We start from the raw sequence: 23,299 nt of genomic DNA, 5'->3' as shown, positions 1-23,299 counted from the left end.
CATAGTTGGAGGGTTGGTTTCAGGGGTACTTGCCGATGTTGAGCTTCTCGACACCGAGCAGCTCTTTCATCTTGTGAACGAACATCGCGTGTTCACCTGCCCACGGCAGGCCTGCAGCATCCCGAAGGATTGCCCAGTCGGTCACGTCGATCATCGTTTTCAACAAGGGATGCAGGTATTCCGGAAGCACAGGCTTCCAGGTTTCCGGCATTCCCTTGAGGACGCCACGGCGACCAGGAGCGTCGAGCTTCTTGTCGAGGGCGATCTTGAGAACCTTCTCGGTTGCCTCCTTGAGGGAGTCGATGTCGCCGGGGAGAAGGTCGAGGTCTGAGGGGAACTCCGGCGGCTTCTCCGCCAGTTCCTTCTTGGCAGGAGCGGTCTTCTCCGAGGCACCGGAGCCCGCCTGCTGCGTTCGCGAGGCCGGGGCGGCATCAACCACCGTCCCGTCGATCGTCGCGCCAGAGAACGGGTCTACGCGCTCGGCCTTCGGCTTCTCCTGGAAGTCGAACATGGTGTCCTGGCGCTCGATCAGCGCGCGGATCTTGTCGTTGTTGATCGAGATGTATTTCGCACCGCGCCGGAGCACGGCTTTCTTGCACATCTCCTCGAACCAATGCTTCCAGGCGGGGCTGTCCGGGGCCTTGGAGGCTGCGCGCACCCGGTCGAAGTCCTCGCGGGACATCTTCTCGAAGTGCATCAGGCGCTTGTGCTCGTCGCGGAAGATGACGTAGCCGCCGACGACGTCACCGCGATCGGTACCGAAGGGGTCGGCCTGCTTGTGCGCGAGGCTGTCCGGGTCGGCCTCGTTCATGGAGAAGAGGTCGGTCTTGTAGACGAGGTTGCAGACGATCTGGAAGACGCCGCCCAGTTCCTTCATCCGCTTGATGATGCCGTAGACCATCGGCTGGTAGTTCGCGATGTATTCCTTCGACTTGTTGTCGAGGTACGGCAGGAGCACGGCTTCCTTGCTGTCCGGCACAAGGCCGTCAACGGCGCACTTGGAGATCTCGCGGCGCAGCGATTCCGGTGTGCATTTGAGGATGTCCGGGTTCTGCTGAACCGCGATGGAGAAGGTCGACTTGAGGCGGTCGAAGGACTGCCCAGTCTCGGCCATGATGGGGAGCAGGTCCGGTCGGAACTGCTCGAACATCGTGGCGGCGTTAACGGTTAGCTGGTTGCTCACAGAGAACTCCTCGGTTGTAGGATGGCAAGGCAGACTGATTGAGGCGGAGGGGCACCTTGGGTGGGTCCGACCACAATTCAGTGGGGCCGCACCGCGAGACGAACTCGCGATAGCGGTCCAAGGCATCGACCACGATCGTGCGACCGTGGTCGAACATCGGGTCGAGGGTATCGACCGAGATGATTACGGGGATCATGCCGGCGTCGCGGCGGATGAAGATCCAGACCCAGTCCATGTCCTGGGCCTCGAGGAAGGCCTTGACCGTCTCGATGGCAGCGTCGTCGCCGCCATAGATGCAGCCGGCGTCCGCGAGCTGGCGGGCGGACTTGATCTGGTCCAGGTAGTAGGCGCCCTGGACGTCGTAGCATTCGCCATAGATCTTGTGCGTGGCAGCCGCCTCGTTGTCGCCCTCCCGAAACGTCGTGAAATGTTTCAGGTCGATCGACAGGGACTTCGTGCGGCTGCCGGCCGGGGGCAGGGCGTAGTCGATGCGGCCCTTGCGGCGGATGCCGTTCTCATCCGTCGAGAAGATCGACAGCTCGGACGCACCCGACATCAGGGTGCCAGCCTGCATGACGCTGGAGAGGATGGGGTCGCGGGCCATGATGGTCACCGCGTCCTCAATTTCCTGCATCTGGCGATCGGTCAGATCCTCGTGGCCCTGATGCTCGGCATACCAGTCGCGCAGGATGTCGTCGAAGAAGGGCGGGCAGCCGTCGACATCCCGGGCGCGGGCGATCAGCTCGCCCTTGTTGCCGGTGAGCTTCTGCCCGTTCTCCTTCAAGAAGTCCTTGATCTGGTCGGTCGTGTTGAGCGCCTTCGGGTAGTCACCCGGTACCGGCGGCTTGGCATAGCGACGCTCGAACTCTTCCTTGCCCTCCAGGATCCGGCAGTGGAAGGCGCGGCCCCAGATGAAGTGCTCGGGCGTGACCTCCTTGCGGGGGCGGAGCCGGTCGTACTGCCACTTGGGCGGGTTCTTCGCCAGTTGCTTGATCGAGGTGGAGCCGAGTGCCGTGTCGGAGTGATAGATATCCTCCGGCAGCTCGATGTAGACGCCGTCGGGCAGCTGATAGGTGCCGTCGGTTTGCTTGAACATATCGTAGACGAGCGACATCAGTTCTTGCCCTCCGACTCGAGGCGCAGGTCTGCCGCCATGAGGGTCTGCATCCTGCCGTCAATCTCGACCCATGCCTTCGGCCCGAAGATCGCGCGCACGGTCCCGGTGCCTACGAACTCCGTGCTCACCACCTTATCGTTCGGGTTGAAGTGAGGGACGAGGAGCGTGACCAGATCCGCCTCGACGTAGAACGGGCTGTGATGGCCATCGACCCTGACATGGGTCATCAGCGGGCCGGCCTCGTGGCCAGAGGGCGTGCGCTGGTCCGTCTCGATGACGCCGGTGAGGCTGATGACGTCGCCTTTGCGGAAGAGCCGGGTCATGCGGCACCTGCCTTGTCTCCCCAGGAGACCTCGAGCCAGACGGCGACGAACTGACGTTCCTCGCTGCCGATATCGGCGGAGTAGCCAATCTCGCGCAGCTGGCCGATGACCGTCTTGCCGATGGTCGGCCACTCCTGCGGGGGGCAGTAGTATGCGGCGGAGCCAAAGCCCCACTCGCGAACCTTGATGCTGTACTCGCCTTTTGCTGCGGCGAGCTTCACCAGCTCGAGGATGTTGCGGAGGGTCTGTTCGGGGTCGTTCTTGCGCGAGATCTCAAGCGCTTCCTTTGCGGTGAGCAGGGTCATGCTGCTACTCCTTTATCGGCGATGGCAGCGATCCGAGACCGGCGGTTGTTCGCTTGCTCCTTGGCCGTGGCCCAGCGGCAATTGCCGGGCTCATAGTGTCCGTCGTTGTCATCCCGCTCGATCGAGAGGTCCGGCGACGGGCGCCGACCGACATCCTCCATGAAGCACTCGAAGCCGGTCTTGCCGTCCTGGCCAAAGCGCCAGCGATCGCAGACCGTGATGCCGCGCCCACCGTAGGACGGGTAGTTCTCTCTGTTGGGGTTGAAGCAGCGCTGGAGCATCGACCGATGGACGGCATACTCTGGCCAGTGCTCCCCGCGAGGGGCGGCACCATGCTTGGCGCTTCGCTCGGCAACGCCTTCCTTCTGCAGGCACCCGCAGGAAGTGGTGTCGCCTGAATGGAGGGAGCTTGCGCGGATTTCCTTCTGCGCGCCGCAGTCGCAGTCGCACATCCACATGGTATAGGCCTGCGTGGGGCCAGCTTTCACCCGATGGGAAACGGCGATCAGGCGACCAAAGCGCTGGCCGGTGAGGTTTCGGAAGGCGGTCATTCGGCAGCCTCCGCGCGCTCGACGATGTGGCCGTCCTCGATGACGATCGCGCCGGGACGGCCGGACTCCACAACCTCGCACCAGACCTGGAGATCATGCAGCTCGGCGTAACCGGCGAGAAGAGCCATGGAGTCGCGGTCCAGAAGAGACCCGTCCCGAACCAGCATCACGCGAAGCTTGGGGTTCATAGCGCCGGCAATGGCGACAGAGGCCCGCAGCTGCTCAGCGTCGCTCGCCTGCGAGAACGGCTGACCATTGAGGAGGATCGAGTCCTCGGTCAGCTCAAGCCCGTCCACGGGCAGCTGTGCGGCCCTGACGGCGTCGGCTGCGGCCTTGCGACCATCGTCCACCTTTTGGGTCAGCGCCTCGGACTCGGCGGTCTTCTGGTCCAGCTCGGTCTGCAGCTGCTCCTTGCGGGCGCGCTTGGCATAGAGGGCGTTCAGTCGCTCGACGTCGCCGATGCGTTCGCGGATGGCGTCGATGTCCTTGCGCTCGGGGATCTCGCCGAGTTCGACGTCGCGCAGCTCCTCGAGTCGCAGCTCGGCCTCCTTGAGGCGGAGCTTGAGCTGGTTGACCGTGTCCTCGGTGGCGGTGATCGACGCCTCATGCTGCTGCACCTGGCGCTCCATGCGGTCGACGCTGGAGTTGTGGTCAAGGGCAGCCTGCAGTTCGTCGGTCAGGTCCGAGAACGAGACGGCCTCAAGCGGCGCGTCTTCGGGAACCTCGATCGCAGATACCTGCACCTCCAGTTCGCCGACGCGGCGGTTGACGGCAGTGCGCGCTTCGAAGGCGTCCTTGATAGCCTTGTCATTGGCGGCGAAGTCGAAGCCCGGGACGAGGGAGCGGAGCGCCTTGACCTGTGCGTCTGCCTTCATGTGGGCGAAGGCGAGGGGATCGAAGGTCAGCTCGCCCACGATGCCCTTGAGGATCTCGGTCGGGTTGCTGGCCTTGATGCCGTCGGCAGTGGTGATCGTGACAGCCTTGGTGAAGCTGCCGTCTTCCTTGGCCTTGAAGGTGCGGGTCACCTTGTATGCGCCGAGGTCGACTTCGATGACGCCCTTGTCAGCGCCGTCGCGGATGGGTTTCTCCGGGATGGCCTTGTCGCCACCAAGAGCCATCCAGATGCTATCGAGGACCGAGGTCTTCCCCTGGGCATTGCGGCCGGTGATCTCGATGAGGCTCCCATCCGGCTTGATGTGAACGGCTTCAAGTCTTTTGATTTGCTCTGCTTTCAGCGACAAAATTCGCATGGTCTATCCCCTGGTGTGCGCATCACATCGATGCGCCGTGAATGTCCGTCACTACGTTCGGCATCGCTTTTGGGCGTGCGTTCCCGTCAATGCGGATCGGGGTGTATATTCGCTGCGAATGCAAAAAAGTCAACGCAAAAAATGCGCAACGAAGCGATTGACACAAGACGTATCGATGTGGGAATAAAAAAAAGGCCCCGCTGGCTTAAAGCGGGGCCTCAACAAAGAGAGCGGTCGGTTGAAGACAGTGGCGCTCTCTCTCGTCTGACACGAGTTTTTCTATACCACTGGGCGCAGGCAAATAGAAGCCCCACTCCGTAAGTCCAAAGGGGTGCCTGCCGTGGCCTTATCAGGGGCGACGAAAAAGTGTGGACAATCGACAGCGCTGATTTCGACTGTCGAGGATGGGTGATGGGCGGCTCCGGCAGTCATGTCATTCGGCATAGGGGCTAACTCCGGATGCTCTCTGAGCACGGGGCTTAGTCCTCCTATGTTCGGGCTCCGGGCTTTCCAACAGTCATAAAGGGTTAAAAGGAATAAATATAACTTAGACTTAGTAAGGTCTCAGAGGGGTTTGATGGTGGCTACCACCTGTCCCAAGATCTTAATCTCACTGAGCGGTTTGATTATTTCCTTATCACCCCCGGTTGAGGAAAAAGCGCGCACGACAAAAGCGCCCTCATCCGTCCTTGAGTGCAACTCAATAGCGAACACATCCGGAAAAATGCCGTCTGCAACCAGGTAGCGTTCTCCTCGCGGAGGGCCGTGGTTCTGCGATCTGACCAGCAGGATTTCGCCGGCACGAAATTCCGAACCGCGCGATGATTCGCGGGAACTGGGCTTCCACTCCATTGCGAATAGGGATGTCGGCTTCGAATAGATCTGCCGATCGAGGAACGCGGACGGCAGTCGCAGCGTGTCGACGGTGAAGTCAGCGATCATGTTGCTGTCGAGAACAGCATACTCATTGAGCATTCGCGGCGTGCGGTCTGCGACACCCGGCGTAAAGTCCACGAGCGGAATGTTATTCTCTTCGGTGGGGGCCGGGCCGGAAGCGTCCGCGCCGAACATCAGCCAGGCTGGGCTGACATGGAACCGGCGCGCGTAATTGAGGCAGGCCTCGCGGTCGTACTCGCGGGTGCCATTCTCATGAGCCGTATAGGTTATTGGGCTCACGCCGATGCGGCGCGCGGCCTCGGCTGCGCTGGCAAAGCCCGCGGATTTCCTCGCCTCTCTAAGGCGGTCTGCTGGTTTGGCTTGTTTCATAGGGTGACTCCTTACTCTGCATTTATACCCTGTTGTTGCTATTCGTTGTGCATTTTTGTTGACGTTGAGCGATGCGTAACGTAGATGTAGTGCGTTCTGAAACGATACATTCCGCATTCCTGAGAGGAACCATGAAGAACGACACAACCCAAGAGAATCAAGAGATCGAAGGCCTCACCCCTATCCTGCAGCGAGTTAAGGGCATGCTCTCTGAATTGCAGCTGCCAATTGACGGGCTCGCCGTCTCGCTTACGGGGCGACAGGTCCGACATGTTCGCGCCTGCCTCGGCGAAACTCAGACGGCGTTTGGTCGTCGGATGGGGGTTAGCCAGACGGCCATCTTCCGCCTGGAGAACGCGCCGGAGCGGTCCAACACCGGCCCCGACGTGATCTTGATCGCGCTGACTGCAATCCAGCACTGCATCATCATCCCTGATGACGCCACGCTCGCGGAGGCGGAGGCCGGGCAGCCGGTCGGGGAATACGCAGTCGAGGGCGCCTGATCATGGGCGCTCACAAGTGGAACTGGACTTCGGAGCTCGATCGCAAGCTTCGCGGGCTGAATGCCTCCGGCCTCACCATGCGCAAGATCGCCGTTGAATTGGGCGTGAGTGGCAGCGCGGTCCAAAAGCGGATGTCCGACCTTGGCATCCCGCCGGCCTTTGCCAAGCGCGTTCACAAGAACCTCAGGGGCCAGCAACGGGAACGTCGCGTCGACGACGTTCGCAAGTCCCAGGTGTCTCACCAGCAGGACATCCGCCGCGGCTTTTCCATCCCCGCGCATCTCCAGCCCGAGTATTTCGAGCTCCTCAAAGGAGGGCTCGCCATCGCCGAAGCGCGCAATCGCCTCGGCCTCTAACCGCACCCAGGAGGGGCAACATGATGACGAGTACGCATAACGAGAAGACCCAGCAGGAGAACTACGAGGACCAGCAGTTCCTCAAGGGCTACGCCGACATCAAGAAGGCTCAGTCCGAGATGGCCGGCACGAAGGGTGGGATGAACGCCATCTACAAGCGCCTCAAGGATCTCGGCTGGTCCAAGAAGGACATCGAGTTCGCGATGTCCCTCGAGGAGAAGGACGTCGGGCAGGTCATCGCCGACTTCGAGAGGAAGATCCGCATCGCGAAACTCTTCGGCCACCGCATCGGACGGCAGATGAGCCTCATCAATGGCGACGGCGCCACCGAAGCCGACCGTGCCTATGAAGAGGGGCGCCTCGCCGGGATGCTGCGCAAAGCAAACCTCAACCCCTATGCCGCCGGCTCCGAGGGCTACGATGCCTGGCAGCGTGGCAACAACGATGGCTACGCCTTCATCAACCAGGATCTCAAGGCGGCGATCGCCACGGAAGGCCCGGGCAACTGATCCATGAGGCGGCGCGATTACCAGCGCCTCCGACTGGAGCGGGCCTTCGAACGGGCCGAGAGAGAGGCAGCCCTACGGGCGCAGGGTGGGCGGTGCAAATACTGCCTCGAGCCTCTCTCCCTCAAGTAGGCCACTCGGGACCATGTGATCCCGAGGGCCAAGGGCGGCAGCAACCAGAAGGAAAACACGGTCGCTGCCTGCGCCGAATGCAACGAGACCAAGGGCGACATGGATGTGAAGCGGTTCGTCCGAATGATCCATGCCCCCAGGCCGGGCGAGCCGATCAAGTTCCGGCTCATCTGGGTGAAATGGAAGTTGAACCTCGCGCTCATCGAGCTGGAGCGCAGGATCATGATGAGGGTTAGGGGCAAGAAGTGACGACTTGGTTTTTCGACCCGCTGCGACCGCTGTATCACGAGCTGATTGTGATCGACCCGCCGTGGGGCTTCGACCTTTACAGTGAGGAGGGCGCCAAGAAATCGGCGCTCGCCCAGTACGACCTGATGAAGGACGAGGACATCCTCGCCATGCCGGTCGGCCAGCTCGCATCGATGAACACCCTGCTCTACTGCTGGACCATCGCTCCGAAGCTGCCGTTCGCCATCCAGTGCGTCGAGAACTGGGGCTTCACCTACAAGACCTTCCTCGTCTGGCGGAAGACCACTCGCAATGGAAAGGTCCGGATGGGTACCGGGTACCGGGCCAGGACCATGGGCGAGCTGGTCATCGTCGCGACCCTCGGCAACCCGAAGCAAGATTGGGTACCGCCGGGGGTCTTCGACGGGGTGGCCCGAGAGCACTCCCGCAAGCCGGAAGAGTTCTATCATCTGTGCGATCGGGTCATGCCCCATGCCCGTCGCTGCGACATCTTCTCCCGTCAGACCCGTCCGGGCTGGTACGGCTTCGGCAACGAGGCTCAGAAGTTCGACGAGGCCGCGGCATGAAGCGCGAGCCTGTCGCCATCTTCCTTTGCGACGCCAGCGGGATCATGGCCCAGCCGTGGGCCGAGGCCGGTATCCGCTGCATCTGTGTCGACCTGCAGAACAGCGCGACCGCGCGCCGGTACCATGCTGGGGTGGAGAAAGTCTGGGGCGACGTGCGCTCCTGGACGCCGCCGGCAGGGGTCGAGATCCTGTTCGTTGCAGCCTTCCCGCCCTGCACTGACGTCGCCTCGAGCGGCGCTCTTCATTTCAAGCGCAAGGGCACGGCCCTGCTGCGGGACGCGCTGGAGATCTTCGAGATCTGCCGTCACGCCTGCGAGTGGTCAGGCGCACCGTACCTGATCGAGAACCCCAAGGGGGTGCTCAGCACCATCCCTCATGTCGGCGCACCGGATCACCGCTTCCACCCGTGGGAGTATGCCGGCTGGCACGAGGAAGACCACTACACCAAAGAGACCTGCCTCTGGACCGGCGGCGGGTTTGTCATGCCGGCGAAGAGACCGGCCGCGCATCTGGCTGACGTCAAGCCAGACGATCGCATCGCGAAGATGGGGGAGGGCGCATTCCGCGGGGATCTGCGGAGCCGGACGCCTCTCGGCTTCTCGATCGCAACCTTCATGTCCAACGCACCAGCCAAATACCGGAGAGCTTAATGGCACGCGCACCCGGCAGTTACCTCGTCCTCGACCCCGGCAGAAATATGGGCTGGGCTTCGTGCCTCGCAGGCGGAGAGAAGCTCAAGCACGGAACCTGGAGGTTCAACCAGGAGACCCCAGGCGAGGCCTATTTCACATTCACCCAGTTCATGCGGCGCACCTTGGAAAGCATGCCGGACCCGCTGGTCTGCATCGAGCTGATGACGATCGTCACCCATGGCGATGACGACCGGATTGACGCCGAGCAGGTCATGTTCTCGTCGGGCTGGCCGACCCACGCTCAGACCCTCTGCCATATCATGGCGCTGCGGCAGCCTGACTTTGTGGCCATCCAGTCTTGGCGCGCGAAGACCCACACCAAGACGCGCACCCCGGACAGCATGAAGGGTGCCAGTCAGGTTGAGCGGTCCAAGTGGTTCAAGGAGCGGGCGAAGGAATATTGCGACGCTCGAGGCTGGAGCTACGGCTCAGCGGACGAGGCCGAGGCCCTCTGCATTCTCGACTACACCCGCATCGTTCACGAGCCGGGCTATGCCTTCGATCGCGGTCGGGCATACCAGCAGGAAAGCCTGTTCTAATGCGCTTCACAGAGCAGTTCCTCGACGAGATCCGCGAGCGGGTACCGATCTCAGAAGTTGTCGGCAAGCGCGTCACCTGGGATCGCGCCAAGACCAGACCAGCCAAGGGTGACTATTGGGCATGCTGCCCGATCCACGGGGAGAAGAAACCCTCCTTCCACTGCGAGGACAAGAAAGGCCGGTACCATTGCTTCGGCTGCGGTGCGTCAGGCGATCACTTCAAGTTCCTGCATCAGCTCGACGGCCTGTCCTTCCCGCGCGCCGTCGAAGTCATCGCCAACATGGCGGGCATCGCCTTGCCGGGCGGCGGAATCGAAACCCAGGCGGAGCGCGAGGAGCGCCTCAAGAGGGAGCGGGCGAGGGAGGCGAGCAAAGCCAAGCGGGAGCGCGAGCAGGCCCGGGAAAACAAATGGAAGGACGACACGGTCAAGGGCGTCTGGGCCTCGGCCACACCGATCGCCGGCACACTGGGCGAGGGCTACCTCGTCGGGCGCGACCTCGAGCTGATGCCGGAGCTGCCCGGTCTGGGCGAATGGCCTCCAAGCCTGCGCTTCCACCCATCCCTGCCGTTCAAGGGCGGGCGCCACCCGGCCCTCATCGGTGGGGTCCAGAATGTGCGGCGCGAGCTGGTCGCCATCTGGCGGATCTTCCTCGGACCTGACGGCAAGGCACTGGTCGACGAGGACGGGAAGAAAATCAAGCTCGGCTTCGGGAATGCGTCCGGGGCTGCCGTTCGGTTCGGCCCTGCAGCGCCCACCCTGCGCCTTGCAGAGGGGATGGAGACTGCGCTGGCAGTCCAGAGGCTCACCCGCAACACCTTCTCTGTGTGGGCCACCCTGTCGACGTCAGGGATGGTCGGCCTCGACATCCCGCCGGGGGTCAAGCGGCTCGAGATCTACGCGGATGGCGATCGACACCGCCTCAACCGGAGAACCGGGGAGGTGGAAGACCCACCGGGGATCAGGGCGGCGAACTCGCTCAGGGAGCGGGCGCAGAGGCAGGGAATTGAGACCGTCATTTTCCCATCACCAGAGCCGGACGACTGGCTCGACGTCTACCAAGCGAAGGTGAGGCACCAACGCCTGATGCAGAGACGATACGGCGAATAAGAACACAGACAGGCTGACACATGACCATCGACATCACCAAGAACATCGAGATCGAGAAGATCGTCCTAGGCGCGATCCTGTTCAACGAGGACTCCTTCTGGGATGTGATCGACATCCTCAACATGGATCTCTTCGCGTCCGAGGATCACCAGAAGATCTACGTCGTGATCAACGAGCTGGCCCAGGACGCTCGCGCCATCCGCCCGCACATCGTCGCCGGCAGAATCGGTTCTCTCTCTGAGGGGAAAGACCCGGAGGCCTACCTCTCGATGCTGCTGCATGTGGCAGCGCGCGAGGAGAACCTCCCGCTTCGGGACTATGCGTTCGAGCTGCGCTCTGCAGCCACGCGCCGCCGGGTGATTGCGCTGGCGGAGAACATGATCAAGACCGCCAACAATCCCAAAGCCGACGCTGACCAGATTGTCGATCGCGCATCCGAGAGACTGGCCGACATCTCGCGCGAGGCGAAGATCGAGCACGAGAGCACGGTGTCCTCAACGCTGGCTCAGATCGTTCACACGGCATCGAATAGCGCGGGCAAGGGAATCGCCCTGGCACCCTGCCTGCGGGGGCTGGAGGAGATGATCGGGTTCTTCCCGCCGGGGTCGCTCGTCCTCTGGGGTGGGGGCCCGGGCTCCGGCAAGACCGCCTTCGCCATGCAGCAGCTCCTCTTCACCAGCACCGCCGACCCTTCCACCCTCTTCGAACTCGAAATGGAAAACACCTCGCTGGTCGCGCGCTCAGTGGCGGGGGACACAGGGGTCAAGTCCAGGGACATCATGCGCGGGCTCAGAGACGAGCAGTTCGAGGCCCTCATCGCAGCGCAGGCAAAGTTCTCCGATCGCAAGCTGCGCATCGTTGCCCCGTCGAAGATGGATATCAACCAGATCCGCAGCCGCGCCTATGCGCACAAGCGGAAGTTCGGCCTCCGCATGCTGGCCGTCGACCACCTCAAGCTCATCGAGCGCCACACCAAGAACCGCATGGACCCAGTCGAGCGCGCCTATGAGAACGCTCGAGACCTCAAGTCGCTGGCCAAGGATCTCGGGTGCGTCGTCATCGCGCTCTGCCAGTTCACCAAGGCAGCCCGTCAGAAGGAGACGCCGGAGCCGGAGATGGAAGACTTCTATGGCGGCTCTCTCGAAGAACACGCCGACCTGATGCTCGCGAATTTCAACCGCCACGAATGGCTGAAAAAGAACCCGCCCCGCACCAACCAAGCGAAGGCGAAGGAAGACCACCAAGCACAACTCCGAATGCACGAGGGGAGAATCGAAGTGTATAAATTGAAGGACCGCTTTGGGACGCCGCGCGACAGGCGCGTGTTCCACTGGGATGGGGCAACCACCCGCTACGCCGACATCGGCGGCTATCAGGCAACCATGGCATTCGATGAGATGCCTGATCTGGATCACGGGGTCTGACCATGAACGACATCCAGGCATTCCCCCATCCGGTACCGGGCGGACAGTATCTCGCCATGCTGCGGCTCGCTCACGAGGCAGAGGCCACCCCCATCAAGGGGAAGGGTGGCAACCCGAGGTTCTTCCCGACCAAGGGCGCGGCCTACGAGGCGCTCACTGAGCAGCTTCTCAGCTACATGCGCGGCAACTATGTGCGCGACGGCGAGGTGGCAGGCAGGACGGCAGCCGAGGTCAACGCCATGTTCAAGGTGGCCCCGCAGCGGGCCAAGACCAGAGTGATCAGCGTCGTCTACAAGAGGGGCAAAGCCCGTGGCCCCAAATCTTGAGAAACGCTTGGTTCGGCACAGCGATCGGACCAATTATGTGGTGTGGGTTCTGTGGGTCATCGGCATGTCGGAGATCAGCATCGCCGAGGTGACAGGCAAGCGGAAGAAACAGATCTCGGGAATCGTCAATCGTTCCCCCTATCCGAACAGGTCGAGCATGACCACGGCGGAGAGACAGGCGGCGCTCGATGAGCTGCTGCTGATCCGGATAGGGGACGATGGGAAGCCGATAGACGGCGGCGTCCTGGACAGGGTGCCGCACAAGATCATCGCCCTTCGGGGCAGCCAGGTTAAGAGGGGCTGACAATGGCAACGGGACAAAGCCTTCGCGATCGGCTCAAAGGTCGCAAGCTGGACGATGAGCGGCGGGGTGTCCTGCCGCTGGTCGCCTTCTACGGGCGAGAGCCAAAGCAGGAGATCGCGCGGAACACCATGTATCGGCAGATCGAGACGGTGATGAATCAAGCGGAGGCCCGCGACATCACGTTCTTTATGGGGACTCGAGGTATCGCCATGGTGGATGCCAACTCGAGCCCGGTCGAATACCTCGTCGCTAAAGGCGAGATGGACTCGAGCCGGGACGAGGAGGGCATGGCAGGGGTGCGCTTCCACACGGCGCTCAAGATCCGCGAGCTCATCGATGGGGCGCAGGTCAAGGTGCTGCGCTCTCCCTCACTGGAGGGCGCCGGAGGGGGCGGGGCGAGCACCTCTGCCGGCGACATCAGGGGCTATCAGCTCGACTGCATGAAGCTGATGGATCTCTTGAAGAAGTCTCTCGAAAAGCCGTGGTTGTGGACGGTGATCGAGCTGGTCGTCTGGAGTGACGACTGGATGGATATCAGGGTCGGGGTGAAGAAGCTCACCCCGAGGCAGGCGGCGGAGCGGAGCGGCACCATTGAGGCGCTGCATTTCGCCCTCGACAATGCCGCCGTTATCCTTGGGTACCTTCCGCCGGAAGATCTGATTTCACGGTGGCCGAGGGGGTGCCCGCGGATGCCGCCACTAATGAAGCGTCGTAGGCTGGTGTCCAGGGATGCAGGCCCGCTCGAATTGCGCTCATAGCCAGGCGCTCCACCTGGGTAAGTTCCCGGCGTCCGTTCGCGGTTTCGGAAGCGGTAAACCTCTTCATATCAAGCAGCCCTCCAGCGACGGAGAGCTGCTTTTTTTCGTTGAAGCCCATGCGGGCTATCCATGTGCGGAAGTCATTCGTAGAGATCATGGTTCCTCTCGGTAATCCTCGGTGATCCGCTCTGCCATTTTAAAGTTCGGCTCGTTGGCCGCGATCATCTTGATGAGGATGTGGATGGAGTGCGGGATGTCCTGCTCGCCGTCGATCCACTTCATGACGCGGTGTTGGGGAACGCCCGCGATCTCGGCGAAGTAGGTGACGGTCAGGTTTGCTTCGTCGATCAGCAATGCCAGCTCGGCGCCGGTCAGTCGGCGATACCCGCCGGCCTTCCTCGTGTCCCGTGTCCTGCTTTCATGCAGGCGGAAGAGCGCTTTGAGCGCAGCATACTCAGCTTCGTGTTCAGTCGGGAATACCTGCGGCTTGCCGCCTTCTCGAACGAGGGCAGGGACAAGGCCGGGTAGTGAGAACTGCGCCTGGAAGCCGCCATGAGTAGGGATCGGGTTAGCGATCGGTCGGGAAGAGGGTTTGTGTTCCACGGTAATCCTTTCTGGTTGTGCTCGCCCCCGCTATTGCAGGGACGAGCCGCAACTTGTCAATTACTCGGTGGTGTCGGAACCCGTGTCGCCGCCAGCGTCGCCGCCGGTATCGCCACCCGTGTCGCCGCCGGCATCATCGCCGTCGGAACCGCCCGTGTCGCCCGTGTCGGAGCCGGTATCGCCGTCGCCGGCATCGCCGCCAGTGTCACCGTCGCCGCCGGTACCGCCGTCGCCATCGCCGTCGCCTGCGCCGGGGTCAGTCGGCTCACCGCCGTTGTCACCGTCGCCATCGCCCGGGTCCGTCGGGTCGGTCGGGGTTTCGCCGTCGCCATCGCCGTCACCGTTGTCGCCGTCACCGTCGCCCGGATCGGTGGGGTCAACAGGGGTTTCGCCATCGCCCGGATCGGTCGGGTCGGTCGGCGTGGGATCGACCGGGACGGGGGTCACCGGAGCGGGGGTAGCGGAGACGGGAAGGACGCTTCCGCCGCCACCAACCTCGGCGCGGCCGAAGCATCCGGCAAAGACCTTGCCTACCGACCAGCCGGGTTCCTGGCACACGGGTGCATCGGGTCCGGCAATGGCGGTGGTAGCGGAGAGAGCAAGGAAGGCGGAGAGAAGGATGGAGTTTCGATTCATGATTTACCTCTTGGGGGTTAACGGCCAACAGCGGCCGGGTCAGGAGCGGGATGCTCCTCACCGGGCGGCTTTCAGCGATGTCAGGGGTGGGGGTGCCTGCCCCGTGGATGGGGCAGGCGGGGGCGTCAGGGCCGGTCCAGGGACCAGAGCTTGGCGGAGACGTAGAGGGGCCAAGCAATGGACGTCAGGAGCGCGCCTGACAGCCTTGTGTCAGCATAGGCGTCGGCGGGCTGGTCCCTGTATGCTGCGCCAAATGTGACGACAGCGGCCACCGCATAGACTGCGATGGCGAGTGGCTTGAATTGTGCGAAGCGCTTCACGCCGCGATGTCCTGGTCGGGCTCGAGGTCGTCAGCCTGCTCGGGTTCGTCCTGCGCCTGCTCGGCGATGATGGCGGTGACGATGCGGGAGATGGATTGCCTGGTCTGGGCGCCCTTGATGCGGTCGAACGCAGTGGCCAGCTTCATCGCCTGGGGAGAGGCCTGCGGCAGCGATAAGGGCGCGCAGCCTGTGGCGGCGGTGCCGGCGAAGAGGTCAGAAATATGGCAACCGAGGGCTTGGCACAGCATGTCGGCCATGCTCGCGGAGATCCTGTTCGCCCCGGATGAGTATTTCTGGAGCTGTTGGAAACTTACTCCGACCCTCTCGCCCAGCGCTTCAAGCGACAGGCCTTTGGCCTTGCGCAGGCGAGCCAGATTGTTGCCGATGATGACGTCAGTCGGATGCGGTGTGTCTTTCATTGTCGTTCTCCTGTTGCAGTTGGTTTCGTCTTGCCCAATAGGCGGCACTCGCCTCTTCGGGGGTGTCGAAGAGGCCGATGTGTTTCTTCTTCACGGTCTTCCATGAGATCCGCGCCGCCCACTTCCCGGATTTTTTATGGAAGTGAGCACCGATGAGCCCGCTCTTGGTGCGCTTGTGCGGCTTGTCCTGTCTCCGCATCCGGGCCGACTTGGTTGTGTCGATCAGGTTGTTGAAGCGGAGGTTTGTGTCGTCCTTGTCGGCGAGGATGACGACGCCGTCCGGCCATTTGCCGGTATGGAGCAGGAAGGCGAGGCGGGTGCAGAGGAGAACCTTGCGGTCAATCTGTATCCGCTTGGCACCACGCGCCGGCTGGCTTCCCGCCTTCTGGCCTTTGACCGCGTGGCTATGGATCGTCACCTTCCAGGTGAACTCTCCGGTCTCGGGGTCGTAGGCGAGGATGCTGGCTATTCGTTCTTCAAGGGTCATGCTCTCCTCTGGTTGAAAAAGAAAAAGGCCCGCTGGGTTAGCGGGCCTGGGTCAGGGACATGGCCAAACATTCGGCCATGGTTTCGTCGTCGATGTAGCGGGTGATCTCCTCCGGGGTCAGCTGCTTGTAGAGGTGGAACGGGCCTTCGTTCGATGTTGGGTTGTTAAGGGACGGTGGCCTGCCCTTCACCTTGACTTCCCAAGAGAACGTGCGGCCGATCGGGTCGTAGCTGATCTGGTGAAACGGAAGCTCGGGGCCTTTCGGATGGATGCGCACGGGCTTCTCCCCTTTGTGGATGGTCAGTTTCACATTGTTGCTGGTCATTCCCCTCCCTTGAATGTGAGTGCCCAGCCTATGCAGGCGGCGTGGTTGTTGTCCGAGACGAAGCGCTTCACCTCCTGCTCTGTCAGCGGTGTGGAGTCGGGGGTGGTGCCCCACCGATAGGTGCGATCGAGGCGGTGGAAGATGATGACCCCATCTGCTGTGACCGCGACGTGTCGGGTTTTCTTGCTGAGTCCCCAGCTCATGAGCTGTCCTCGTAGGTGAGGGAGACGCCGAGGGCTTCGGCCACCGCGCTCTCCTCGATCCGGTCGGCGCTGATCTCAGTCCGGCGCAGGTTGCGGGGCAGGTAGAAGCGGCGGCTTTGCACATAGTAGGCAACGAAGAGGCCGAGCGGCTTCCTTCCGGCTTTCAGGTGCAGGAGAGGCGGGCCTTTGGGGTCGCCGCCCCATGTCCAGTGTTCGAGTGGGTCACCGCGCTTCATGGCTGCTCTGCCAGAATGCCAGCGATGCTGTAGGCCAGGCACTTGGCGACCACCTCTTCCGGCAGCGCCACCTCTGCCTTCTCGACCTGGTGGAACTCCTTGCCCGCCGTGAAGCCGAAGGCGCGGGATGGAACGTGGTAGGCGATGATCAGCTTGTTCGTCTCGGCGGTGAGGATGAGCAGGACATCCCTCTCCATGGGCGACCGCTTTATGCGGGGCATGCTCATGTCGTCTTCTCCCAGGATCTGAGGGTGACCTCCGGCTTCTTGTAGCCAAGGTATTTGATCTGCTCGGCCGTGCCTTTCAGATACTCGGCCTGGTTTCGCACGGTGGTGGTGGCGGTGCCGGCGTCAGGGCTGGTGACCTCGACGCGGTAGGTCAGCTCCACGACAAAGGTGGGCATGGTCTCTCCTGTGCATGGTTGCGGGTTAAGGGGTGGCGCTCGCCGTAATAGCTGCGGCGAGGCATCGTGCGATCTCCTCATTCGTGAGGTATTCGGGAAGCTCCTCGGCGGTGAGGGGCCTCTGCATCCTAGTTGAAACCCAGTTTTCCCAGTACAAGACGAACGCTCTTCTGGACGGGTAGAAGAAGACAGCAGCATTCCGGCGCAAGCGGCCGAGTTGGATGTCCTTCACCTTGAAGGGGCGCGAGGGGCCATCAGATGGCGGAGGCGGAGGGGCAGGACCGAGACCCATCAACTTTCCCTCGTACTCAAGGAGATCGAGTGAGCGATCAGCTCGGCGATGATGCGGTCTGGGATCTTGGCGATCACCGCATCGATGAAGCGCTTGTTTGTGAAGTATGGCTTTATGTTCCGCCCGGCATGCGAGCGTCGAGGCATCAGGAGACGGGTATCCGCTCCGTATCGAATGAACATCTGAATGCCTGCACGTTCGCGGATCATCATGTTGATCCAGAGCACGCGGTCATCAGGATCGTATTTGTCGAGGCTGCAGAATATCAGGCCTTCCAGCCTGTCTCGTCTTTGCATGGATTAACTCCCAATGAGGCGGCAACCGCCTTGGCTTTCTCCTCGTCGGAGAGGAGGGTGACCAGTCTGCTGGCGCTGACTTCCGGCCACATCTGGTAGGTTATCTCTCCATACGAGCCGGCCTTGGCCTTGTTGGTGGCTGTGAAAGCGCGCGTATCCGCCCAGTATGTCAGCTGGTTTGTCGAGAGTTCCTCCCCGTCCCTTGTGAAAAACCACACGAGGTTGAGGTCGAAGAGGATCTGCGCCGGCCCCATCAGGCGGAGGCCTTGGAGGGGGTCATACACTGGGCAACCCCATCCTTGCGACGGTGAGGCGGGCCAGCTCCTCCGGAGGGAGGAGGTCGATCAGGCGGGGCAGGTGCTGCTGATAAGACTGCTCGAAGAAGTCCCAGCCCCCAAGGCCATCACCGCCGCCAATATCGCGGATGCCGACCAAAAACCGTGCGCCCTCCGACTTGAACCGGAGGGAGACACGGCGCAACTTTTCCCCGTCTCCTGCCCAGTAGAAGTCGAAGTCCAGATAGTCGGGGCCGGAGTCCACGTCGAAGCTGTGGAACTCCAGCTCTCGGGCGATAATCTCCTCGTAGCTCACGTCAGCCTTCCTTGGTGCAGATGCTCTTGGCCAGAGAGATGAAGCCCTCGATCGCTTCCATGCACTGCGGGTCTCGGGGCAGCCCGTCCAGCTTGGCCAGGCCAACGACCAGCCTGCATGCGTCCCAGCTGAACGGGTTCCCCGGCTTGCGCATGTCGATCTCGACGCCGTCTCCGGCCCATTCGTCATCGTCATCCTGGTTGTCGTCGTCGGGGCCGTAGACGTGGAGTGTCTGGTCACCCTCGACGCTATCGTCGAACGTGTAGTTGAAGTCGTTGTGGTCGAGCTGCTTTGCCTTCTCGATCGCCTCGTCGTAGCTCGTGGCCTCGACTGTGACCTCGCACTCTCCGCGGAAGGTGGCCCAGAGGCGGACGCCATACTTGCGGAGGATGGGCTCGGGCTCAAGTTCTTCAATCTCATTTTCAGGTGGGAGCGGGATGTTGAAGGCCAGTAAGACGTCCGCCATCTCGGTCTTCGTCGTTACCTCCATGATCTTGACGGCATGCTGCCAGGCCTTCTGGCTGCGGGGATCTTCCGCCTCATAGAATTTGTGGTCGCCGGGTACTTGGTACCCGGTGCCGACCAGCTCGGCGAGGATGTAGCGCGCCAGCTCGTTGGTCTCTTCGATGATCTGCTCATCGGTGCGGGGGGTGGTCATGTCTGTTCTCCTTCAAGCGAGGGGAGGTGGATGCGGAGGTTCACTTTGAGTTCGTTCTTGTCGGTCGCCTCTACCGAGATCTCGTAAAGAGGCGGTTTGGAAAGGACGGAGAGTTCCGCCGACAGTTCCTTGATCAGGCCGAAGGTGACGGGCTTGCCCATGTACTTCTGGACGATGGCCTCGATCTTCGGTTTGAGGGTTTCGGCGAGGAGCGCTTCACCGATGGACATCATCGGCGATCGCCTCCTCGATTGCGGTCACCGTCAGGTCATCCATGCTCTCCTCGAGGAGGTCGATGGTGACGGCTTCGCCATTGCTATCGTGCTCGATGACCTTGAACGCAGTGGCCAAAGTGCCGCGTCTCTGCATGTGGGCGAAGGCTTGCTGTGCAGCTTCGCGAGGGTTGGCGACGTCGAAGATGTCGATCTCCCAGTTGACGAAGTAACTGGGCATTCAAGCCTCCCTTGGTGCCGGCGTCACGCGCACGGCCTTGATGTCCCCGTCGTCGAGTTCGGACGAATACAAGCATTGTTCGTTGATGAGGGTCCGGACTTCACGCCTTGCTTCCGCTGCGCTCAGATGCTCCGGGACTGAAACTGTGACCAGCATAGTCACGCGCTTCTTGCGGGGCATGTCACTCCTCCTTTGCCGTGATGGTGCCGCCGCCGAGGCAAGCCGGGCAGTGAAAACCCGTGTCAGCGAAGGCGCCCAGACCCTTGCAGTCAGGGCAGGGGGACTCCCATTCCGCCGGGTCGTCGTAGTGGGCGATCTCGTCCGGCAGCGCCTGACCTGCATGCTTTGCGCGGAAGGGTACGCAGGTGCCAGCGAAGGCAGCGCCCTGGAAGGTGGCGGACTCGCATTCGATGTCGAGTTGCAGGCAGATGGCGGAGGCGAGGATGTCGGCCGTGGCCTCGACCAGCTGGGTGAACTGCAATGCAAGGGGGTGGCCGGCGTTGCAGAGAGCGTCGAGCATTTCGTCGATCTTTAGTTGGTAGGACAAGGTGGTCTCCTGTTGCCATCAGTGGCGGGTTGCAGAGGGTTAGTCGGAAATGTTGACGAGCTCGCCGAAGGGAACGGAGAGATTGTCGAAGTCCTTGGTCCGGCCATGCACGGCCCAGAGGACAGGCATGTCGGGTTCGTCGCCGTAGTCGCAGACGAAAAGGTCGGTGAGATAGATCGTCGCGACGCCGGTCTGGTACCGATCGCGGATCATCCGGAAGGTGTCGGAGAAGGCAGTGCCGCCGCCACCCTTGGGGTGAAGGTCGAGTTCGTCGCCGGCCTCGAACTCCTCGACGTGCTGCACCTTGGCGTCGGCATAGAGCACCGACATCCGATCGACAGCGCCGTCGCCAAAGGCTGCCCGGATCTCGGCAGCGAAGGCGTTGAGGATCTCGCCGTTGATGGAGCCGGAGGTGTCGACCGCCACAACCAGATGGCTGATGGAGTCGGACACGAGGCTCGGCGTGATGATGCGATGGGGGATCAGCCGGCGGTTGGGCGTCGACCAGGCATAGTCACGGGTGGCGACGCCGTCGATGAACTTGCGAAGGATCGCGCGCCAGTCAACCTTGGGCTGGAGAAGGCGATCGATGAGACGCTGAATGGAACCGGGCAGGGAGCCAGCCTGCGCACCCTCCGCCGCCATGGCAGCGCCGCGAACCTGGGCCTGCAGCTCGGCTCGAGCGTGGTTGACGGCAGCCTCGTCGCTGGGGTCACAGGCATCCTTGATGCCGCCGCAACCGCCGAGATCCGGGCCGGGTTCGGGCTCGATCTTGACGCCGCCGGCCATGGCGTGGCCGTTCTGCTCGATCTCCTGTTGCAGGTGGCGGTAGATCTCCTCCGCGCTCATCCCCTCGAACTGCGCATCGATCAGGCCACCGGCTGGCATCTTGGGCTTCACGCCCTTGGCTTCCTCGAAGGCCTTGGTGAGTTCGAGGTTGATGGCGAAGTCGCAGGCCACATTCCAAAGGCCGGGGTTGCGGTTCTGCCGGCGGAGGTGGTGCTCGAGGGCGTTGTGCATGATCTCGTGAGCCAGGACGAAGATCATCTCAGCCTTGCTCAGGGAGAGGACGAACTTGCTGTCGTAGAACAGATGCTTGCCGTCGGTCGCCATGGTGTCGACCGTTGGGTCGTCGGTGGCGTCGACCTCGAGCAGGTGCATGGAGAGGACGCCGAAGAAGGGCGAGTCCCAGAGCAGCGCGGTGCGAGCCTGGAGAATGTGGTTGGACGCGGAGGTCATGGGTTATCCTTTCAGTGCGATGGCGAGCTTGCCGGTCAGCCGGGCCGCGTTGATGTTGGCGATGTCTTCCGTTCGCAGGTGCTGCTTGAGGATGTTCGAGATGGTGTCGCCGGAGGAGACGGGTGTCGTGTCGTGCTCGATGAACATCCGCTCGTGGACGACGGTCGGCTTCCTGCTGCCGTAGATGACAGAGCCCATCGCCCTGACCTTGCGGCCGAGGCTGTCCTCGTTCTGGTCACCGTTGACCGCCGTGTATTTGTTGGTCTGCGGGTAGCACTGGAGGGTGTAGTGGCAGGTGGTGTAGTCATCGCGGATGACGATGAAGTGCCACTGCAACTTGTCGACGCGACCGTTGCTGGTCTCGAACATCGGCTTGAAGGGGCCGAGCACCTTCCTGAAAATTGGCATGGTCATCCCTTGTAGGTGAGCGCTTTCCCCAGGGCGTCGGCCACGTCCTCGTCAGTGAGGAGGGCTTTGAGGTTTTGCGCGGTGGTCTTGCGGAGATCCACGATGAACTCCGGGTGGACATGGTCCGACTTGAACAGGTCGCCGGTTGCCATCTGCTCGGCGTAGCGCTGAGCGTCATTGTGCTGGACCGTCCGGGCGACGAAGCGCCTGGTCTTGTAGTCGAAGTGGAGCTTCCAGACGTGGTGTCTGCCAGCCTCATCCGTCCCGATGAACAGCCATGACTGCCCGCCCAGCCCGAAGCCATTACGGAACGGGCCGAGCATGTGTTTGATGGTGGCGATCAGCATGGGTCACCTCTGGGTGAGGGAGATACCGATCGCCTCGGCCACGCCGGCATCACCAAGCATGGCCTCGAGCGCCTTGGCTGTGGAGCCTTTGGGCAGCATCGATCGGAGGACGGCAGCCGGGCGATAGATCTCGCCCAGCTCCTTGGCTTTCGTCTTCTCCCAGTCTTTGACGGCGAGGGAGTTGGCGGTGAAGGCCCGTGTTTCAGTGCTGAAACGCAGGCTCCAGCGGCGGAAGGTGCCGTCGTCCTCCATCCCAACGAACTCCCAGCGGCAGGCGTCGACGATGCGGCGCCCGTCCTCGAGGAGGCGCCAGGACTTTTGGTAGCCAATGGGGCCGGTGATCCAGACGACGGCCATGGCTCAGGCCCCGATCGTGACGTCGCGGTTGGCGGCGCACCAGTTGATGAAGGTCATGGTCGAGGTGAGCGAGTTGTCGTGCCGGACGGCGTCGACCATGAACATGATCTGATACTCGCGGGGCAGGCGCTTCATGTAGGTGTAGGCCGGCTCGATGGTGGAGGCGTCCACCTTGCGGGCCAAGGCTGCCGAGAGGGCGAAGCGGGCGCTGGTTTCGGTGGGAACCTCGGTCGACTCCGGCGAGCGGAGAATGCGGTCGATCGACGGCAGCGTCAGGTAGACCCGGAGGAATCCTTCCAGCTCAGCCGCGGGGCCGGGGCCGACGATGCCGGACACGGCCTGCAGCCGGAGGTGATCGTCGATGTTCAGCACCTTGGACACCTGCTCCCAGGAGCGGGGCGTGGGGAATGCCCGGAGATCCTGACCGTCCATCATGTGCAGCAGCCCGGGGCGGAAGCGGAGGAAGGCGATCAGGCGAGGGTCAATGCCGATCGAGTAGAAGTGGTCGACCGAGGTGTCGAGATCGGGCTCGATGTCGATGTGAGCGAAGCGGTTGGCGAGGGCCGACGGCATGCGCTGGGCGGCAGCCTTGTCAGACTGGCGGTTGCCGGCGGCGATGACGCGCCAGCCGGGCGGCAGGGTGTAATCGCCGACGCGGCGATCGAGGACCAGGCCGAACATCGCAGCCTGCATGGAGGGGGCGGCTGCGTTGATCTCGTCGAGGAAGAGGATGCCCTCGGGGCCATCACGTTCAACCTGCGGGAACTCGTCGGGCACCTTCCACTTGGTCGTCTCACCGTGCAGATCCGGCAGGCCCATGAGGGCGACGGCATCGCGGGTCGAGGCGCGGAAGTCGATGACCTTCTGATTGCGGTTGGCAGCGAGCTGCTCGACAAGCGAGGACTTGCCGACGCCGGGCGCACCCCAGAGCATGAAGGGGATGTCGTGCGTGAGGTAGGTGGATGCGACGATGGCTGCGGACTTGAGGTTCATGCTGGTCTCCTGTTGGTTCGCATGATT

42 protein-coding genes and 2 pseudogenes are annotated in these 23,299 nt (G+C 62.4%); 14 read left to right on the top strand and 30 right to left on the bottom strand.

Annotated elements, in window-relative coordinates; translation table 11 throughout:
* Positions 1–19: 19 nt before the first annotated feature.
* The 7 genes from J2045_RS16865 to J2045_RS16835 form a co-directional block, all read right to left on the bottom strand.
* Entirely contained in the window at positions 20–1,183 is a 1,164-nt protein-coding gene (locus J2045_RS16865) for a recombinase RecT (protein ID WP_307374847.1), read from the bottom strand.
* Positions 1,161–2,297, bottom strand: coding sequence for an SAP domain-containing protein (locus J2045_RS16860; protein WP_307374845.1), 1,137 nt, complete (start codon positions 2,295–2,297; stop codon positions 1,161–1,163). The genes J2045_RS16865 and J2045_RS16860 overlap by 23 nt, the downstream gene beginning before the upstream one ends.
* Entirely contained in the window at positions 2,297–2,623 is a 327-nt protein-coding gene (locus J2045_RS16855; RefSeq protein ID WP_307374843.1) for a hypothetical protein, read from the bottom strand. Before J2045_RS16855 ends, J2045_RS16860 begins: the two co-directional genes overlap by 1 nt.
* Positions 2,620–2,928: a hypothetical protein gene (locus J2045_RS16850; protein WP_307374841.1), complete on the bottom strand. Its 309-nt coding sequence runs from the start codon at positions 2,926–2,928 to the stop codon at positions 2,620–2,622. Before J2045_RS16850 ends, J2045_RS16855 begins: the two co-directional genes overlap by 4 nt.
* A complete protein-coding gene (locus J2045_RS16845) occupies positions 2,925–3,479 on the bottom strand; it encodes a hypothetical protein (protein WP_307374839.1) in 555 nt (184 codons plus the stop codon). The genes J2045_RS16850 and J2045_RS16845 overlap by 4 nt, the downstream gene beginning before the upstream one ends.
* Positions 3,476–4,729: an AAA family ATPase gene (locus J2045_RS16840; protein WP_307374837.1), complete on the bottom strand. Its 1,254-nt coding sequence runs from the start codon at positions 4,727–4,729 to the stop codon at positions 3,476–3,478. Before J2045_RS16840 ends, J2045_RS16845 begins: the two co-directional genes overlap by 4 nt.
* Before the next feature lie 564 nt (positions 4,730–5,293).
* Entirely contained in the window at positions 5,294–5,995 is a 702-nt protein-coding gene (locus J2045_RS16835) for a helix-turn-helix domain-containing protein (protein WP_307374835.1), read from the bottom strand.
* Positions 5,996–6,126: 131 nt separating this feature from the next.
* Here J2045_RS16835 and J2045_RS16830 point away from each other — a divergent pair, with 131 nt between their 5' ends.
* From J2045_RS16830 to J2045_RS16770, 14 genes and pseudogenes are all read left to right on the top strand, one after another.
* Entirely contained in the window at positions 6,127–6,498 is a 372-nt protein-coding gene (locus tag J2045_RS16830) for a hypothetical protein (protein WP_307374834.1), read from the top strand.
* Positions 6,499–6,500: 2 nt separating this feature from the next.
* Positions 6,501–6,854 (top strand): hypothetical protein, encoded by a 354-nt coding sequence (locus tag J2045_RS16825; RefSeq protein WP_307374832.1) that lies wholly within the window; start codon positions 6,501–6,503, stop codon positions 6,852–6,854.
* A 20-nt stretch (positions 6,855–6,874) separates the two neighbouring features.
* Positions 6,875–7,363, top strand: a complete 489-nt coding sequence (locus tag J2045_RS16820) for a hypothetical protein (RefSeq protein WP_307374830.1) — start codon at positions 6,875–6,877, stop codon at positions 7,361–7,363.
* A 144-nt stretch (positions 7,364–7,507) separates the two neighbouring features.
* Positions 7,508–7,741 (top strand): HNH endonuclease, encoded by a 234-nt coding sequence (locus tag J2045_RS16815; RefSeq protein ID WP_370873154.1) that lies wholly within the window; start codon positions 7,508–7,510, stop codon positions 7,739–7,741.
* Positions 7,738–8,307, top strand: coding sequence for an MT-A70 family methyltransferase (locus J2045_RS16810; RefSeq protein ID WP_307374828.1), 570 nt, complete (start codon positions 7,738–7,740; stop codon positions 8,305–8,307). The genes J2045_RS16815 and J2045_RS16810 overlap by 4 nt, the downstream gene beginning before the upstream one ends.
* Complete coding sequence (locus J2045_RS16805) at positions 8,304–8,957, top strand: hypothetical protein (RefSeq protein WP_307374827.1); 654 nt, start codon at positions 8,304–8,306, stop codon at positions 8,955–8,957. The genes J2045_RS16810 and J2045_RS16805 overlap by 4 nt, the downstream gene beginning before the upstream one ends.
* Positions 8,957–9,538, top strand: coding sequence for a hypothetical protein (locus tag J2045_RS16800; RefSeq protein ID WP_307374826.1), 582 nt, complete (start codon positions 8,957–8,959; stop codon positions 9,536–9,538). The genes J2045_RS16805 and J2045_RS16800 overlap by 1 nt, the downstream gene beginning before the upstream one ends.
* Positions 9,538–9,879, top strand: a pseudogene (locus J2045_RS16795) (CHC2 zinc finger domain-containing protein); the annotation flags it as partial. The gene J2045_RS16800 and the pseudogene J2045_RS16795, both read left to right, overlap by 1 nt.
* Before the next feature lie 90 nt (positions 9,880–9,969).
* A pseudogene (locus J2045_RS23200) lies at positions 9,970–10,266 on the top strand (DUF7146 domain-containing protein); the annotation flags it as partial.
* Between the two features lie 48 nt (positions 10,267–10,314).
* Positions 10,315–10,647: a toprim domain-containing protein gene (locus J2045_RS23195; protein ID WP_442417751.1), complete on the top strand. Its 333-nt coding sequence runs from the start codon at positions 10,315–10,317 to the stop codon at positions 10,645–10,647.
* 20 nt (positions 10,648–10,667) lie between these two features.
* Complete coding sequence (locus tag J2045_RS16785; protein ID WP_307374825.1) at positions 10,668–12,071, top strand: replicative DNA helicase; 1,404 nt, start codon at positions 10,668–10,670, stop codon at positions 12,069–12,071.
* A 2-nt stretch (positions 12,072–12,073) separates the two neighbouring features.
* The gene (locus J2045_RS16780) at positions 12,074–12,397 is read left to right on the top strand and encodes a hypothetical protein (RefSeq protein WP_307374824.1); all 324 of its coding nucleotides are present in this window, start codon (positions 12,074–12,076) and stop codon (positions 12,395–12,397) included.
* 64 nt (positions 12,398–12,461) lie between these two features.
* Positions 12,462–12,701 carry a hypothetical protein gene (locus J2045_RS16775; protein WP_307374822.1) on the top strand — a complete coding sequence of 80 codons (240 nt, stop codon included), beginning with the start codon at positions 12,462–12,464 and terminating at the stop codon, positions 12,699–12,701.
* A gap of 2 nt (positions 12,702–12,703) precedes the next feature.
* Entirely contained in the window at positions 12,704–13,459 is a 756-nt protein-coding gene (locus tag J2045_RS16770) for a hypothetical protein (protein ID WP_307374820.1), read from the top strand.
* 153 nt (positions 13,460–13,612) lie between these two features.
* Here J2045_RS16770 and J2045_RS16765 read toward each other — a convergent pair whose 3' ends face one another.
* The 23 genes from J2045_RS16765 to J2045_RS16655 all read right to left on the bottom strand — a co-directional run bounded on the left by J2045_RS16765 (position 13,613) and on the right by J2045_RS16655 (position 23,272).
* Positions 13,613–14,062 carry a hypothetical protein gene (locus J2045_RS16765; protein ID WP_307374818.1) on the bottom strand — a complete coding sequence of 150 codons (450 nt, stop codon included), beginning with the start codon at positions 14,060–14,062 and terminating at the stop codon, positions 13,613–13,615.
* Between the two features lie 60 nt (positions 14,063–14,122).
* Positions 14,123–14,698: a hypothetical protein gene (locus J2045_RS16760; RefSeq protein WP_307374816.1), complete on the bottom strand. Its 576-nt coding sequence runs from the start codon at positions 14,696–14,698 to the stop codon at positions 14,123–14,125.
* Between the two features lie 125 nt (positions 14,699–14,823).
* Positions 14,824–15,018 (bottom strand): hypothetical protein, encoded by a 195-nt coding sequence (locus J2045_RS16755; protein ID WP_307374814.1) that lies wholly within the window; start codon positions 15,016–15,018, stop codon positions 14,824–14,826.
* The gene (locus J2045_RS16750) at positions 15,015–15,437 is read right to left on the bottom strand and encodes a helix-turn-helix domain-containing protein (RefSeq protein WP_307374812.1); all 423 of its coding nucleotides are present in this window, start codon (positions 15,435–15,437) and stop codon (positions 15,015–15,017) included. The genes J2045_RS16755 and J2045_RS16750 overlap by 4 nt, the downstream gene beginning before the upstream one ends.
* A complete protein-coding gene (locus J2045_RS16745) occupies positions 15,412–15,924 on the bottom strand; it encodes an HNH endonuclease (RefSeq protein ID WP_307374810.1) in 513 nt (170 codons plus the stop codon). The genes J2045_RS16750 and J2045_RS16745 overlap by 26 nt, the downstream gene beginning before the upstream one ends.
* A gap of 37 nt (positions 15,925–15,961) precedes the next feature.
* Entirely contained in the window at positions 15,962–16,249 is a 288-nt protein-coding gene (locus J2045_RS16740; protein ID WP_307374808.1) for a hypothetical protein, read from the bottom strand.
* Complete coding sequence (locus J2045_RS16735; RefSeq protein ID WP_307374805.1) at positions 16,246–16,452, bottom strand: hypothetical protein; 207 nt, start codon at positions 16,450–16,452, stop codon at positions 16,246–16,248. The genes J2045_RS16740 and J2045_RS16735 overlap by 4 nt, the downstream gene beginning before the upstream one ends.
* Positions 16,449–16,688 (bottom strand): hypothetical protein, encoded by a 240-nt coding sequence (locus tag J2045_RS16730; protein ID WP_307374803.1) that lies wholly within the window; start codon positions 16,686–16,688, stop codon positions 16,449–16,451. The genes J2045_RS16735 and J2045_RS16730 overlap by 4 nt, the downstream gene beginning before the upstream one ends.
* Positions 16,685–16,915, bottom strand: a complete 231-nt coding sequence (locus tag J2045_RS16725; RefSeq protein ID WP_307374801.1) for a hypothetical protein — start codon at positions 16,913–16,915, stop codon at positions 16,685–16,687. Before J2045_RS16725 ends, J2045_RS16730 begins: the two co-directional genes overlap by 4 nt.
* Positions 16,912–17,091 (bottom strand): hypothetical protein, encoded by a 180-nt coding sequence (locus J2045_RS16720; protein ID WP_307374799.1) that lies wholly within the window; start codon positions 17,089–17,091, stop codon positions 16,912–16,914. Before J2045_RS16720 ends, J2045_RS16725 begins: the two co-directional genes overlap by 4 nt.
* Positions 17,092–17,382: 291 nt before the next feature.
* The gene (locus J2045_RS16715) at positions 17,383–17,679 is read right to left on the bottom strand and encodes a hypothetical protein (protein ID WP_307374797.1); all 297 of its coding nucleotides are present in this window, start codon (positions 17,677–17,679) and stop codon (positions 17,383–17,385) included.
* Positions 17,649–17,963, bottom strand: coding sequence for a hypothetical protein (locus J2045_RS16710; protein ID WP_307374795.1), 315 nt, complete (start codon positions 17,961–17,963; stop codon positions 17,649–17,651). Before J2045_RS16710 ends, J2045_RS16715 begins: the two co-directional genes overlap by 31 nt.
* Positions 17,956–18,270, bottom strand: coding sequence for a hypothetical protein (locus J2045_RS16705; RefSeq protein ID WP_307374793.1), 315 nt, complete (start codon positions 18,268–18,270; stop codon positions 17,956–17,958). Before J2045_RS16705 ends, J2045_RS16710 begins: the two co-directional genes overlap by 8 nt.
* Before the next feature lies 1 nt (position 18,271).
* A complete protein-coding gene (locus tag J2045_RS16700) occupies positions 18,272–18,928 on the bottom strand; it encodes a hypothetical protein (RefSeq protein ID WP_307374791.1) in 657 nt (218 codons plus the stop codon).
* Positions 18,925–19,161, bottom strand: a complete 237-nt coding sequence (locus tag J2045_RS16695) for a hypothetical protein (protein ID WP_307374789.1) — start codon at positions 19,159–19,161, stop codon at positions 18,925–18,927. Before J2045_RS16695 ends, J2045_RS16700 begins: the two co-directional genes overlap by 4 nt.
* Complete coding sequence (locus J2045_RS16690; protein WP_307374787.1) at positions 19,145–19,381, bottom strand: hypothetical protein; 237 nt, start codon at positions 19,379–19,381, stop codon at positions 19,145–19,147. Before J2045_RS16690 ends, J2045_RS16695 begins: the two co-directional genes overlap by 17 nt.
* On the bottom strand, positions 19,382–19,561 hold the full coding sequence (locus tag J2045_RS16685) for a hypothetical protein (protein ID WP_307374785.1): 180 nt from the start codon (positions 19,559–19,561) through the stop codon (positions 19,382–19,384).
* A gap of 1 nt (position 19,562) precedes the next feature.
* Positions 19,563–19,928 carry a hypothetical protein gene (locus J2045_RS16680; RefSeq protein WP_307374784.1) on the bottom strand — a complete coding sequence of 122 codons (366 nt, stop codon included), beginning with the start codon at positions 19,926–19,928 and terminating at the stop codon, positions 19,563–19,565.
* Between the two features lie 39 nt (positions 19,929–19,967).
* Entirely contained in the window at positions 19,968–21,167 is a 1,200-nt protein-coding gene (locus J2045_RS16675) for a vWA domain-containing protein (RefSeq protein WP_307374782.1), read from the bottom strand.
* A gap of 3 nt (positions 21,168–21,170) precedes the next feature.
* A complete protein-coding gene (locus J2045_RS16670) occupies positions 21,171–21,575 on the bottom strand; it encodes a hypothetical protein (protein WP_307374780.1) in 405 nt (134 codons plus the stop codon).
* A gap of 2 nt (positions 21,576–21,577) precedes the next feature.
* Complete coding sequence (locus J2045_RS16665; RefSeq protein ID WP_307374778.1) at positions 21,578–21,922, bottom strand: hypothetical protein; 345 nt, start codon at positions 21,920–21,922, stop codon at positions 21,578–21,580.
* A 3-nt stretch (positions 21,923–21,925) separates the two neighbouring features.
* Entirely contained in the window at positions 21,926–22,279 is a 354-nt protein-coding gene (locus tag J2045_RS16660; protein ID WP_307374776.1) for a hypothetical protein, read from the bottom strand.
* A gap of 3 nt (positions 22,280–22,282) precedes the next feature.
* Positions 22,283–23,272: an AAA family ATPase gene (locus J2045_RS16655; RefSeq protein ID WP_307374774.1), complete on the bottom strand. Its 990-nt coding sequence runs from the start codon at positions 23,270–23,272 to the stop codon at positions 22,283–22,285.
* Between the last annotated feature and the right edge of the window lie 27 nt (positions 23,273–23,299).

Source organism: Peteryoungia aggregata LMG 23059, assembly GCF_030814435.1.
Classification (GTDB): domain Bacteria; phylum Pseudomonadota; class Alphaproteobacteria; order Rhizobiales; family Rhizobiaceae; genus Allorhizobium; species Allorhizobium aggregatum.
Note: the sequence above shows the minus strand (reverse complement) of the source record. Positions and strands in the feature narration are given on the sequence as shown.

Bases quoted from the DNA above. Each gene is read 5' to 3' on its own strand.
- J2045_RS16805 (WP_307374827.1), top strand. From the start codon at position 8,304: ATGAAGCGCGAGCCTGTCGCCATCTTCCTTTGCGACGCCAGCGGGATC.
- J2045_RS16660 (WP_307374776.1), bottom strand. From the start codon at position 22,279: ATGGCCGTCGTCTGGATCACCGGCCCCATTGGCTACCAAAAGTCCTGG.
- J2045_RS16860 (WP_307374845.1), bottom strand. From the start codon at position 2,297: ATGTCGCTCGTCTACGATATGTTCAAGCAAACCGACGGCACCTATCAG.
- J2045_RS16780 (WP_307374824.1), top strand. From the start codon at position 12,074: ATGAACGACATCCAGGCATTCCCCCATCCGGTACCGGGCGGACAGTAT.
- J2045_RS16690 (WP_307374787.1), bottom strand. From the start codon at position 19,381: ATGCCCAGTTACTTCGTCAACTGGGAGATCGACATCTTCGACGTCGCC.
- J2045_RS16685 (WP_307374785.1), bottom strand. From the start codon at position 19,561: ATGCCCCGCAAGAAGCGCGTGACTATGCTGGTCACAGTTTCAGTCCCG.
- J2045_RS16695 (WP_307374789.1), bottom strand. From the start codon at position 19,161: ATGATGTCCATCGGTGAAGCGCTCCTCGCCGAAACCCTCAAACCGAAG.
- J2045_RS16745 (WP_307374810.1), bottom strand. From the start codon at position 15,924: ATGACCCTTGAAGAACGAATAGCCAGCATCCTCGCCTACGACCCCGAG.
- J2045_RS16750 (WP_307374812.1), bottom strand. From the start codon at position 15,437: ATGAAAGACACACCGCATCCGACTGACGTCATCATCGGCAACAATCTG.
- J2045_RS16655 (WP_307374774.1), bottom strand. From the start codon at position 23,272: ATGAACCTCAAGTCCGCAGCCATCGTCGCATCCACCTACCTCACGCAC.
- J2045_RS16730 (WP_307374803.1), bottom strand. From the start codon at position 16,688: ATGAAGCGCGGTGACCCACTCGAACACTGGACATGGGGCGGCGACCCC.
- J2045_RS23195 (WP_442417751.1), top strand. From the start codon at position 10,315: ATGGAGACTGCGCTGGCAGTCCAGAGGCTCACCCGCAACACCTTCTCT.
- J2045_RS16760 (WP_307374816.1), bottom strand. From the start codon at position 14,698: ATGAATCGAAACTCCATCCTTCTCTCCGCCTTCCTTGCTCTCTCCGCT.
- J2045_RS16740 (WP_307374808.1), bottom strand. From the start codon at position 16,249: ATGACCAGCAACAATGTGAAACTGACCATCCACAAAGGGGAGAAGCCC.
- J2045_RS16775 (WP_307374822.1), top strand. From the start codon at position 12,462: ATGTCGGAGATCAGCATCGCCGAGGTGACAGGCAAGCGGAAGAAACAG.
- J2045_RS16855 (WP_307374843.1), bottom strand. From the start codon at position 2,623: ATGACCCGGCTCTTCCGCAAAGGCGACGTCATCAGCCTCACCGGCGTC.
- J2045_RS16720 (WP_307374799.1), bottom strand. From the start codon at position 17,091: ATGCCCACCTTTGTCGTGGAGCTGACCTACCGCGTCGAGGTCACCAGC.
- J2045_RS16850 (WP_307374841.1), bottom strand. From the start codon at position 2,928: ATGACCCTGCTCACCGCAAAGGAAGCGCTTGAGATCTCGCGCAAGAAC.
- J2045_RS16830 (WP_307374834.1), top strand. From the start codon at position 6,127: ATGAAGAACGACACAACCCAAGAGAATCAAGAGATCGAAGGCCTCACC.
- J2045_RS16770 (WP_307374820.1), top strand. From the start codon at position 12,704: ATGGCAACGGGACAAAGCCTTCGCGATCGGCTCAAAGGTCGCAAGCTG.
- J2045_RS16825 (WP_307374832.1), top strand. From the start codon at position 6,501: ATGGGCGCTCACAAGTGGAACTGGACTTCGGAGCTCGATCGCAAGCTT.
- J2045_RS16820 (WP_307374830.1), top strand. From the start codon at position 6,875: ATGATGACGAGTACGCATAACGAGAAGACCCAGCAGGAGAACTACGAG.
- J2045_RS16675 (WP_307374782.1), bottom strand. From the start codon at position 21,167: ATGACCTCCGCGTCCAACCACATTCTCCAGGCTCGCACCGCGCTGCTC.
- J2045_RS16665 (WP_307374778.1), bottom strand. From the start codon at position 21,922: ATGCTGATCGCCACCATCAAACACATGCTCGGCCCGTTCCGTAATGGC.
- J2045_RS16725 (WP_307374801.1), bottom strand. From the start codon at position 16,915: ATGAGCATGCCCCGCATAAAGCGGTCGCCCATGGAGAGGGATGTCCTG.
- J2045_RS16670 (WP_307374780.1), bottom strand. From the start codon at position 21,575: ATGCCAATTTTCAGGAAGGTGCTCGGCCCCTTCAAGCCGATGTTCGAG.
- J2045_RS16835 (WP_307374835.1), bottom strand. From the start codon at position 5,995: ATGAAACAAGCCAAACCAGCAGACCGCCTTAGAGAGGCGAGGAAATCC.
- J2045_RS16840 (WP_307374837.1), bottom strand. From the start codon at position 4,729: ATGCGAATTTTGTCGCTGAAAGCAGAGCAAATCAAAAGACTTGAAGCC.
- J2045_RS16845 (WP_307374839.1), bottom strand. From the start codon at position 3,479: ATGACCGCCTTCCGAAACCTCACCGGCCAGCGCTTTGGTCGCCTGATC.
- J2045_RS16700 (WP_307374791.1), bottom strand. From the start codon at position 18,928: ATGACCACCCCCCGCACCGATGAGCAGATCATCGAAGAGACCAACGAG.
- J2045_RS16735 (WP_307374805.1), bottom strand. From the start codon at position 16,452: ATGAGCTGGGGACTCAGCAAGAAAACCCGACACGTCGCGGTCACAGCA.
- J2045_RS16785 (WP_307374825.1), top strand. From the start codon at position 10,668: ATGACCATCGACATCACCAAGAACATCGAGATCGAGAAGATCGTCCTA.
- J2045_RS16800 (WP_307374826.1), top strand. From the start codon at position 8,957: ATGGCACGCGCACCCGGCAGTTACCTCGTCCTCGACCCCGGCAGAAAT.
- J2045_RS16715 (WP_307374797.1), bottom strand. From the start codon at position 17,679: ATGCAAAGACGAGACAGGCTGGAAGGCCTGATATTCTGCAGCCTCGAC.